Source organism: Rhodovulum sp. PH10 (assembly GCF_000293785.1).
Classification (GTDB): domain Bacteria; phylum Pseudomonadota; class Alphaproteobacteria; order Rhizobiales; family Xanthobacteraceae; genus Rhodoplanes.
Genome location: NZ_AKZI01000175.1, coordinates 1 through 11066 on the forward strand (window position 1 = coordinate 1; position 11066 = coordinate 11066).

Below are 11066 nucleotides of genomic sequence, written 5' to 3' on the forward strand. Positions count from 1 at the left end.
GAGCGTGCCATCAACGGCCTTGCCGCTGACGAACGCCTTGCCGTTCGCCAGGGAAGAATGGCCGACTGGCTCTGCCGCCTCGACTTCGTCGTCCTCGACGAGTTGGGCTACCTTCCGTTCGCCCAGTCCGGCGGTCAGTTGCTGTTCCACCTGATCAGCCGGCTCTACGAGCGCACCTCGATCGTGGTCACGACCAACCTCGCCTTCGGCGAATGGCCGACGGTGTTCGGCGACGCCAAGATGACGACCGCGCTGCTCGACCGCCTCACCCATCACTGCGACATCGTCGAGACCGGCAACGACAGCTGGCGCTTCAAACACCGGGCCTGAGATCGGCGCCGTCGGCGGTATCGTGCCTCCGGTCGGGCTCCGCCCTCCCTCCGACACGACACCGCCGACACACCCGAAACAACCGTCGTCCTGAAAGACAGCCGGCCACCTTCAACACGAAACCAGGGGGTCAAAGTTCGACGCCGATCCGGGGTCAAGATTGCTCGCCGATTGACAAACGTGTTCATCGAGCGGTCGTGGCGCTCACTGAAACACGAGGACGTCTATCTGAAGCACTACACCGACGGCCGGGAGGCGAAGGCCGGCATCGCCGCGTGGATCACGTTCTACAACGAGCGGCGGCTCCATCAGGCGCTCGGCTATCGCACGCCGATGACGGTGTGGCGCGCCGGTGCCGCCAGCGAGGCTGTGGACATGCTGGACAACGCAGCCGCGTTGCCCCCAAGCCCACAGCCGCAAACAAAACGCTTGGCGGCATGATATCAAAGAATAGGAGCAGCCGAGCCTCCAACTAAGAACACCCCGCCAGTGGTCCTCGGCTCGGGGTCCATTTCAGTTCTTTCCGGCACGTTACCGCTGACGGATGGAGGTTGCCAGAGCAGTCCTGTAGCCTCCTCTCGTCGCAATCTCATTCCCGTGGGAAATTCTGTGCCCTGGAGGGTCGCGGTTCGCGGACGAGCGTCATACAGGCAATTGCGAACACTGGACCCGCGGCCAGCGTCACGAACGCACTGTAGAACGAGTCGGTCGACTGAAACACGATGCCCACCACAACGGGGACCAAAATCGTCCCGAGTTGCCAACACGCATTGGTGATCCCGGTGGCAGATCCAGCGAGCGCCAATCCGGCCACCTCGGCCACCATCGTGCTCAGCAACGGCATATAGACGAACGCCGCTACACCCAAGACAGGGGCGAACAGTCGGAACTGCTGCTCAGTGTGGAGACCGCCGAACACCAAGAGAAGCACGGTGAAGCACGAAAGGCACAACATGATAGGCACCTTACGGACGCCCCCGAGAAGGTCAGAGAGCAAGCCCATTAAGGGATTCCCGAAAATGGCCCCGACTCCGAATAGTGCGACGATTCCTCCGGCGACGATCGGCGACATTCCGTGACCGCGGATCATCAGCGCATTCACCCAGAAGGTGAAGCCCCAGCTCCCCCACATCGCGCCGAATCCCGCCAAGGTGAGGAAGATCAAGTCCCGGTTGCGGAACAGACTCGTGAGCTTCGGCTTCTCGTGGACTCGTTCGGGCTCCCCGTTGGGCGCCGGAGGGACATCGCGCAGAAATACGAAACATGCGATACCGATGGCTATCGTCACGAACCCGAACAGTTGGTAAATCGTGCTCCACGCTAGCCACTGGATGCACACCGGAACGAGCGCATTGGTGATGATCACTCCGAACGTCGGCGCCGTGAAGTAGAGTCCCATTGCGCGTCCACGATCCTTCTTACCGAACCAGCCGGTGATCAGCTTCACGCCCGCGGCATTGTCCGCTCCCGCCGCGAAGCCCATCAAGGCCTGCGTTGCGAGGCCGAATGCGACCGAGGTCGTGAAGCCGAACGTGGCGGTGGCCGCTCCGAGCGGCAAAAGCGCCAGAGTGAGCATCATGCGCCCGCCGAACCAGTCGGTCGCTATCCCCGAAATCACGTTCGACAGGACATAGCCGGTATAGAACGCGGTGACGAAGACGTTGAGTGCCGCGACTTCCAGCCCTAACGAAGAGCCGACGGACACCGAAACATTGCTCCACGTGAGTCGGTCGACGAAACTGATGAAAAATGCTGCCCAGACCAGTCCGAGGGTCAGCCAGCGTCGGATAGGTACCGTGCGACGCTGAACTGGACGTCCAGACGCAGTCCGGTGGCTCTCGATCGAATCGGCGCTCATCGGTCAGCTTTCCAGGTGGAGACCGCGGAGAGGGGCAGCAGTGGTGCAGATCTCGATTCGATGTCTGAAAAGGCTCTGCGGCTCGCCCTATGCGTGTAGACGATCCCTTCACTAGTACCTGAACGGCACATATGCGGAACATACGGCCGAGTGCGATGTGTCGCCCAAGTACGATTCGTACGGGGCCGCGCCAAACCCGGTTCAGCCGCCGCATGGCAGCGACATCGGACATCCGTTCTGAGGAGGAATACGATGGACGCTTCGGCGGCCGCTGAAAGACGCGTTCTGAAAGTGATCATACGGCGCTACGCCACGAGGCAGTCGTCCGGACGACCGCGGAGCCGCAACCGGTGACAGACACGTATCGGCATCTGTGCGACGCCGCGGACAAATCCATTTGAGGCATTTATCACTCGTCTCCAGCAACTCGCGCTGCTAATCCATTTAATTGTTAGCTTAGTGGTCCGAGCAAATAGAAAAAGCGAAAAAACGTCATCCTTCTAGGTCACATTTTTATATCGATGCTGCCGATACGCATGGGTTCGCAATCAGACGCGTAAAGGCGACCCTAGGGTCCGTACTCAATTTGCTTGCGATGCGGTGCGTTGACTGATTCAAGGGCTCCGGGGGGCACGGAGCCCTTGATGAGCAAGCAGCTTTACTGGCTGAGCGATTCCGAGTGGGCGCGGATCGAGCCCCATCTGCCGCGTGGACGGCGTGGGGCCCACCGGGTCGACGACCGGCGGGTGATCAGCGGCATCGTGCACATGCTGCGGATCGGTGCCCGCTGGCGCGACTGCCCGAAGGAATACGGGCCATACACGACGATCTACAACCGCTTCAATCGCTGGAGCCGGCAAGGCGTCTGGTTCGAGATTTTCGAAGCGCTGACGGGGTCGACAGGCATCATCGCGACGGTCGCGATCGACAGTACCCACATCAAGGCCCACCGCTCGGCGGCGGGCGGAAAAGGGGGGCCTTCCGTCAGGCGATCGGCCGCTCGCGCGGCGGACGGACGACGAAAATCCACGCCCTGACCGACCACGGCGGTCGGCCGCATGTGCTGCTGCTGTCTCCCGGCAACGCCGCCGACATCACGTTCGCGCCGAGCTTGATCGCCCGGGTCGGGCCGATCACGGGCCTCATCGCCGACAAGGCTTACGACGCCAACAGCCTGCGGCGTCTGCTCGCCGAGGGCGGCGCCAAGGCCGTGATCCCGTCGACCACCAGCCGCAAGCGACCGATCCCCTACGACCGCATCGCCTATCGGCGGCGCAATCGCATCGAGCGGATGTTCTCGCGGCTCAAGGACTTCCGCCGTGTCGCCACGCGTTACGACAAGCTCGCCAGAAACTTCCTCGCAGGCGCCATCCTCGCCGTGACCGTCGTCTGGTGGCTCAATTGAGTCCCGACCCTAGTCCCAAAATCGGGGTCCATTTCAGTGGCTGCATGTTACGAAGCGTTCATGCAACCAACGCCTAGTGATCTCCCCCCAGGGATGGCTGCCATGCTGGCGCCAATAGGTCGCTTCGCTGTTCGTGCTCGAAACGCCTTTAGCCGTCGGATACAAGAACACCGATCTGCCTAGATTCAGACCGGGCACGTAGATGATTTCCCACAGGCAACTAGAAGCACTTCACTGGATAGTGGAACTCGGCAGCTTCAAGAATGCGGCAAGTCGCCTGAACACCACGCAGTCGGCTGTTTCCAAGCGCATTCAGGAACTCGAGTCGGCCCTCGATCTGGCTGTGTTCGACCGAAGTCAGAGATCTGCCAAACTGACCAAAAAGGGCGAGCATGTCGCGATGCTCGGTCGCGAGGTGCTGGCATTGCTCGACAGAATCGAGCGTCTTAGAAGCAGCGGTGAGGTCCCCGTTCATCGTCTCCGGATCGGCGTTACCGAGCTAACGGCGATGACGTGGCTGTCGCGTTTCATAACCGCTATCCGGGCGCAGTATCCAAACGTGGTGATCGAACCGGACGTGGCGGCCGCACGTCACTTGTACGATCGCCTCCACGGTCACGACCTCGATCTGATTTTCGTACCGGAAGCTTTTCCAGACGCTGAGATCAGCTCCATACGCGTCGGAAAAGTAGTCAATGCTTGGATGGCGAAGCCCGGCATCGTCGATACCGGACGGATTCTCACGCTCGAAGAACTCACCCGTTACCCAATTTTGTGCCCCGGCGGGAACTCCGGCTTCGGGCTCTTCCTGAACAGGTGGTTCCGATCGAAGGGTGTCGTGCTCGGAAAGCCGCTCAGCAACGACAGCCTGACAGCACTTGTTGGCCTGACGGTAGCCGGGGTCGGCATCGGCCATCTGCCGTGGCGTTGCTATCGATCGTTGATGAATGAGAACAAACTCGTCTTGGTTCGCACCAAGCCGGCGCTTTCCCCAGTCCCGTACGTCGCGATGTTCCGGAACGAAAGCGCCTCGTCCTTTATGAACGCTGTTTGTCTGATAGCTCGAAACTCTTGCGACTTCATCCATCTGTTCAACGCAAAGGCCACCCATGCTCCTACAAGGAGGCGGACCGGTCACGACGACACGGAGAGCACGCTCTGATCAACGCGAACAGTTGACCACCAGCATCGGTCGCGCCGCATCCGGTGCCACCACTCGCGAACTCGAAGAGGACGGCGCTCGGAAGCCGCCGTCCTCTGCCGCAGCTCTCGCGTCTGCCGCGGAGGATCGTTCTGCCGATCGAGGCATCACTAAGCAATGGATCGCTCGACGGCGGCAGCCATACGAGACGATCGCGGTTCTCGCAGAGTCACGCGGGCACGCACGTGCCCGGGACCGGGCAGACCGACGCGCACTGAGGCTCGTCGAAATCACCCTCGCATTCTATGCATTTTGTGGGGTCTATGGCGTAGACCTCGTTCTTCATCGATATCGCCGAGTTCGGACATTCGAATTCGCAAGCACCGCAAGCGGTGCAGTTGTTCGCGATGATCTTGTAAGCCATACAACCTCCTGCTGACTGGAATTTGTCGGGCGGACCGACTCGCCCGCCTCACGCACCCAAAGCGTCCGAGATGGCTCGGACTACCGTTTCCGTCGAACGTTCGCTTTCGCGAACCACGTCGTCGTACCGCCTTTCCGCCGCATCGAGTTCCTCGCGGTGCGCAGCGTCGAGCTTCGCCAAATGCATTCCTGCGAGGAACTGGAGTGTTCGCCAGTTTCTCCGCCGGTCCTCGACCAGTCGGATGATCGTTGCCGAGACCTGGAGCTTGATCAGCTTTCGATCGGGGGCGGTCGACCACATGAACGGAGCTTTCCCGCGTCGTGCGGTTTCGTCGAGGTCGACGTATTCGTGAATCGGGACGCCGTTGGCCCCCGCCGGAAGCGGACGGAAGTGCTTCTTGAAGCGGTTCTCGGTGACAGCGAAATGGGCCGGGGTGAACGGCACCTTGAGAAGCTTGGTCTGGCCGCTCTCGATGTAGTCGATCTCGGTGGACGTCCAGTCCTTGTCCTCGTCGGGATTACCTGCAATCGAGAATCGCGCGTGCAGGTGATCGCCACCGCGCGGGTCGTAGACGAACACCGGGCACATTCGGCTCTCGACGGCCATCTTCGCATGCTCGCGTGCGGCGGAGTCGCCGATGCCGTGCTCAGCCTGGCACGGGGTGTAGACGTCGAGCAGGGCCGGTGAATCATGTCGTTCCAGACACTTCATCATGTTGGTCCAGAAGTGGCCAGGTAGAGCCGTCGAGGTCTGCACGACGAGCGCATTGGGGTGGAACGCGGCGATCAAGCCGAGTTCCTTGCGTCCGTCCTGCTTGCCGGAATGGGCATCCCCGAACCGAGCGAGGTCGGAATCCTGCCCTGTGAAGCTAGCGGTCGATGCCTGCCCTCCGGTATTGGAGTAGGCGCCGGTGTTGAGAACAACAACCTTTACGGGTGTCGCGGTCGACAACAGCCGAGACAGCGCGCCGAAGCCGATATCGTAAGTCGCACCGTCTCCGCCGATGCTGATCACTGTCGGAAGCAGTGCGCGTTCCTCCGACGTGAAGTCCGACCAGGTGATCAGCCTGAAGTGCTCGTCGTGCTTACTGGGATCGTACGCGTCATCGAGCTCGAGCCGAGCCACCCGGAGCGCACGGATTTCCTCTACGGCATCCGCGCTCAAGCCTTCGAAAATGCCCTTTGCGAGAGCGGGAGCGTCCTGGAAAAGGCTGTTCACCCATGGGTCGGTGAAGGGATTGAACGGGAACGTCGAGGCGTAGACACTGCTGCAGCCAGTCGCGTTGGCGATCACCGTGCCGGATGGTCCGTTGCCGGTCGGTCCGGAGTCCAGACGATAGAGACGTTTCTCGAGGATTGCGACGGTCCGGGCGACACGTGCCTTTCGATTTGGATCCTTTCCACCCGGGCCGTTCCGCACGAGCAATTCGAGCTTTTCGGTGAGGTCTCTGGCGAGCTTCTCGAGTTCGCGGACGTGTAGCTTGCGACGACGGGTGTGGATCGCGCGACTGGCGGCCATCATCAGGCGAACGGCCGTCACCTCACCGCAGCCGCGACATGCGCCGTGGCCGCCTGTCATTGCATAGTAGTTGTTGCGGTCGAGCATGAGCCGTCGCGCCGGGACGTTGTCGCCTTCGACGAACCGTGTTGGCGTGTTCGGCGTCCGGCTCAGAAGCTCGAATTGCGCTTGCAGGGTCGTGAGCAAGTCGGCGTTCTGCTCGACGGGCGTCAGGGCGTGTGGCCCGCACACTTCGGTGCATTCGAGGCAGCCGCTGCACTTCCACGGGTCAATGACGACGGAAAAGAGGCCGCCACTGCCTGGCTTCGTCCGCTCCATCGCGTCGTAGAACGGCCTGGTCTTGGCCACGGGGAATATTTCGAGAGTCTCGACGAGCTTGTCGAAACCGGCCCGGAGAGCCGCATCGACGCCGCCGATTGCGCTCCCGGCAGCTGCGACGACTTCACGGAACGGCCGCGCCTTCTTTTTCTCGCGTCGGTAAAGGTCCCGGATCGCGTCGGTGATGCCATCGACGTGGCCAAGCAGCACCAAGCGGCTCGCCTCGGTGAGGTCGGCATGGCGGATGGCTGTAAGGAGGAGGTCACGAATATCGTGAACGCTGTTCGGAATCGCCGCATCCGGACACACTAGGGCGCATTCCATGCAGCCCGTGCACAGGTCCGGGGCGAACGTCGGGACGCTTCGTCGGAACAAACCTTTGTCCTTGAAAGCGGCACTGCCGGGCGGCATGAACAGGCCGGCGCCGGGCAGAACCGGCGCGTCCGCGATCGTCCCGTTCCGGAACGGCTCGCCGACGGTCGCATCGTAGTAGTCCGGGTCGTTGAATCCGGCACTGGGCGCCGCTCCGGCTGGCCGACACATCGATGCTGAAATCGCCGTCGTGCGCGGCTCGGGGATGCTCGCTCCCACATCCGGTGCGGCGAACGCCGGTTCCGTGTAGTTCACCCTGCGGGTAGCCCGGATGCCGTCGTGGATCACCGCAAGATTGCTTTCCACAACGGCAGTGCCCTTGGGGGCGAACTTCTTTTCGATCTGTCGCCGAACCTTGTCGAGCAGATCTCGTTCCGAACCGCCCGCTGACACCCGCTCGACGTGACCGCACACGGCGCCGATGAACGCGATCCCCATCATGCGAGTCTCGAGTTCCACAGTCGGCGCATGCCGCTTCGCCACCGCAAAGGCGTCCAGGACGAAGAAGTTTATCTTCCTGCTCCGGATCGTCTCGCGGGCAGCGGCGGGAAGCCCCATCCAGGCAGCCAGTGGGTCGAGCTGCGATTGCAGGACGAACGTCCCCCCCTCGGTGAGGCCGCGTAACGGATCGGTGTGGCTGAACACGCGGTGGTCCGGCGAGATCACGATCTCGACGTCTTCGAGTTCCGCGTTCGACGACAACACCGGCTCGGGACTCAGCGTGATGTAGTAGTTCGTCGGCGCACCGCTCTTTTCGGAGCCGTATTTCGGCGCGGCCTTGGAGTGAAGCTCGAGCACGCCCGCCAAAATGTCGGTCAGAAGCTTTCCGGTCGCCACCGTCCCGTACCCGCCGACAGAGTGGAACCGTATGCGAAACGCCGAGTTCGGCAGAAGACGCGGGTTCGGCCGCGTCGGCAGGGTCATCAGCTTCGTTTCCGGATAGGCGGTTTCGAGCTTCTCCTGCAGGGCCGCGATTCGCGGCGAAGGAGTCCCGGCGAAGAACTGCGAGCCGAGATAGACGAACGGGAGCCCGTTCGTCTCCATGTTTTCGAACGCTGCCACGAGGTGCCTCGGTTGAAGATCGTGGCCACCGAGGCCGAACACCGCCGTAGTCATCACCGGCAGGACCTTGTGGCTTGGAATTCCAGGATGGCGGGACGCCTCGGCGTTGTCGAGGCCCTTCAGCAGCGAACAGCGCACAAAGGAAGTCAGCGCCGTTACGTCGCTGCGCTCCAGCACGGTCACCGCCTTCTTGCCACTCAGCACGGCGGCGACTTCTGCTTCCGGGAAAGGTTGCAGCAGCTTGACGGAGACGATGCCGACCTTCTTACCGCACGCCCGCAAATGTTTCGTCACCGCCCGCGCATCGTCCATAACCGACCCGAGGCCGATCATGACGCAATCGGCGTCTTCGCACATGAAGGTGTCGATTGGGGCGTAGGTCCGACCGGTCAGCGCTGCGTATTCCTGCATGACCTGCCGAGCGAGTTGCGGCACCTCGTCGAGGAAGTGAGTCCGGTGATCGGCCACGCCGGCCTGAAAGTCGGGTTGGTTTTGCACGCCGCCGGTGAGGCCGGGATTGTTCACGTCGACAAGTGCCGGGACAAGCTGCCGCGTCCCCTTTTCATACGCGTGGATCCACTGCCGACGCCACGACCCGTGCAGCTCGTCCGGTAGCCATTCCAAGGTCCGCTCGATGAGTGCACCGGCGCCGTCGCGCTCGATTTCGCTGGCCTTAGTCTCAAGGAAGACCTTCAGCGCGCCGACGTGCTCCGGGTGCAGATCGTCCCGATGTCGAGCGAGGTAATGCTGCAGTTGATGCACCCGCCCCTTGGCGCCGAACAGGATCTTCTGCGCCGCCGTCGGGCACTCGATCCGTCCCGCAGGGTCGCCCAGGAATTCCCGGAGCAGCTCCGACTCGGGTAGCCGCGCCTCGGTCATAACGTGGCTGGTCGCAAATCCATCCATCGCGTTCGCCACGGGGATCAGCGAAAGCGCCGAAAGCTTATAGGAAATCGCCGCCAGATCGGCTGCCTCCTGTGCGTTGGAGCCGAAGAGGATCGTGTAACCCGAACCGAGCAACGCATACACGTCATCGTGGCCTGCCATCACGTTCAACGAGTGCCGAGACACCGTGCGCGCCGCCACATGCAACACGAAGCCGCCGACCTTCTTGCCGACCGTCACATAGTGGGACTCTATCCCGTACAGGATTCCTTGGCTCGACGAAGCGTTCGACACGAACTTGCCGCCGGTGAGCGCCGCGCCTAGCGCCCCACTCTGGGCGGAGTGTTCTCCCTCGGGTTCGAAGAAGAAGGGGTGCTTGCCCCATACATTGCATCCACCGCTCGAGCGGAATGCCTCGTAAATCTCCGAAATCTCCGTGGACGGAGTGATCGGGTAGCCGATCACTCCGTTACACACGTGGCTCATCACCGCCGCGATGGCAGCGTTCCCGTTGACGACGGCAGGAATGCCAGGGTATTTCGCGCTCATTTTCCATCCAGCCGCTATTTCGCCTGCGCGTCCGCACAGGTCTTCAGCGGGATTCGCCGGTTTCCATTTCGATCACCGGAAAGATTCCGCCGACGAGGGTTGTCGATCCCTATAGAACGGCTCAAGTCCGCCTGGAGCCATGGGCGTTCGTTCGACGTACCCTTCCTTGGATAAGGGGGTTCAAGGGTGGTCAACGACGAACGATCCGGCATTTCCGCGAAACGTGCCCGCGCCCTGAGATGCATCACCGCGCCGATGCTCCTCTTCGTCGGTGAAGGATCGTCGACTTGGTTCGCTAGGTCACCCCTGACGTGCGAGGAAGCGAAACGTAGGCTCGACTCCACGGTCTGTGAAAGCGATATAATTTCACGCGGGCCTATTCGAAAAAGAGATGACTTGTGCGGCGGCACTACGGCCTGTTGACAAAGCGATTGACCGTCGAATTCCGTTTTGATTCAAGACTGCCTCTCGACAGGAGGCGGACGTGATTCGGGGTCGGATGAGCGATGCCGAATGGACATTTTTCGAACCCTTGTGATATCGAGCGGGCCGAAGAGTGGACGCCCGCCGGCGACCATCGGCGCGTTCTCGACGGCATTTTCTGGATCGCGCGAACCGGGGCGCCGTGGCGCGACCTGCCGCACGAGTTCGGCAATTGGAACTCGGTCTACCGGCAGTTTCTGCGCTGGTCGCGGTCCGGACTGTGGGACGTGCTGGTCGAAGCATTGATCGGTAAAGGCGCTGTACCGGACACCCTTCAGATGATCGACTCCACCGTCATCCGGGCGCACCACCACGCCGCCGGCGGAAGGGGGGATTCATCGAAATGCTCTCGGCCGTTCGCGCGGTGGCTTCTCGACCAAGCTCCATCTCCGCACCAACGCAGAAGGTCTGCCGATCGGAACCGTGATCGCCGGCGGTGAGGCGCACGACCTCAAAGGCTATGATGCGTTGATGGAGGAGAGTGCGCCCGATCCCAAGGTGCTGCTCGCCGATCGCGGTTACGACGCCGACTTCGTTCGCGCCGTTGTCGAAGTGCGCGGTGGCGTCCCGATCATCCCGACGAAAAAGAACAGGCGCGTGCAGATCGAGATCGATCGTGCCATCTACGCCCTGCGCAATCAGATCGAGCGCTGCTTCAATCGTTTGAAGAACGGTAAGCGTCGTTTTGGCCCCACCTTCTGCGGATGGTCGTGAGGGCGGA

8 protein-coding genes and 1 pseudogene are annotated in these 11066 nt (G+C 61.8%); 6 read left to right on the forward strand and 3 right to left on the reverse strand.

The features are described 5' to 3' along the window. Nucleotides 1–330: ATP-binding protein (locus tag A33M_RS20660; RefSeq protein WP_040622265.1), on the forward strand; the 330-nt coding region annotated here is incomplete at its 5' end. Between the two features lie 180 nt (nucleotides 331–510). Next, a complete protein-coding gene (locus A33M_RS25275) occupies nucleotides 511–771 on the forward strand; it encodes an integrase core domain-containing protein (protein ID WP_008391569.1) in 261 nt (86 codons plus the stop codon). 148 nt (nucleotides 772–919) lie between these two features. Here the strand turns inward: A33M_RS25275 and A33M_RS20670 are convergent, their stop codons facing one another. Then, entirely contained in the window at nucleotides 920–2188 is a 1269-nt protein-coding gene (locus A33M_RS20670) for an MFS transporter (protein WP_083850587.1), read from the reverse strand. Between the two features lie 644 nt (nucleotides 2189–2832). Here A33M_RS20670 and A33M_RS20680 point away from each other — a divergent pair. After that, nucleotides 2833–3593 (forward strand): annotated as a pseudogene (locus A33M_RS20680) (IS5 family transposase). Nucleotides 3594–3795: 202 nt separating this feature from the next. Next, nucleotides 3796–4755 (forward strand): LysR family transcriptional regulator, encoded by a 960-nt coding sequence (locus A33M_RS20685; RefSeq protein ID WP_083850588.1) that lies wholly within the window; start codon nucleotides 3796–3798, stop codon nucleotides 4753–4755. A gap of 208 nt (nucleotides 4756–4963) precedes the next feature. Here A33M_RS20685 and A33M_RS23295 read toward each other — a convergent pair whose 3' ends face one another. Together A33M_RS23295 and A33M_RS20690 are read right to left on the reverse strand one after the other, a co-directional pair. Continuing rightward, entirely contained in the window at nucleotides 4964–5158 is a 195-nt protein-coding gene (locus A33M_RS23295; protein ID WP_083850589.1) for a 4Fe-4S binding protein, read from the reverse strand. A 48-nt stretch (nucleotides 5159–5206) separates the two neighbouring features. Beyond that, nucleotides 5207–9862, reverse strand: coding sequence for a 2-oxoacid:acceptor oxidoreductase family protein (locus A33M_RS20690; RefSeq protein WP_008391579.1), 4656 nt, complete (start codon nucleotides 9860–9862; stop codon nucleotides 5207–5209). 506 nt (nucleotides 9863–10368) lie between these two features. Here A33M_RS20690 and A33M_RS25420 point away from each other — a divergent pair. After that, nucleotides 10369–10785 (forward strand): transposase, encoded by a 417-nt coding sequence (locus A33M_RS25420; protein ID WP_083850590.1) that lies wholly within the window; start codon nucleotides 10369–10371, stop codon nucleotides 10783–10785. After that, entirely contained in the window at nucleotides 10679–11059 is a 381-nt protein-coding gene (locus A33M_RS25425) for an IS5 family transposase (protein WP_052027159.1), read from the forward strand. Before A33M_RS25420 ends, A33M_RS25425 begins: the two co-directional genes overlap by 107 nt. Nucleotides 11060–11066: the final 7 nt, after the last annotated feature.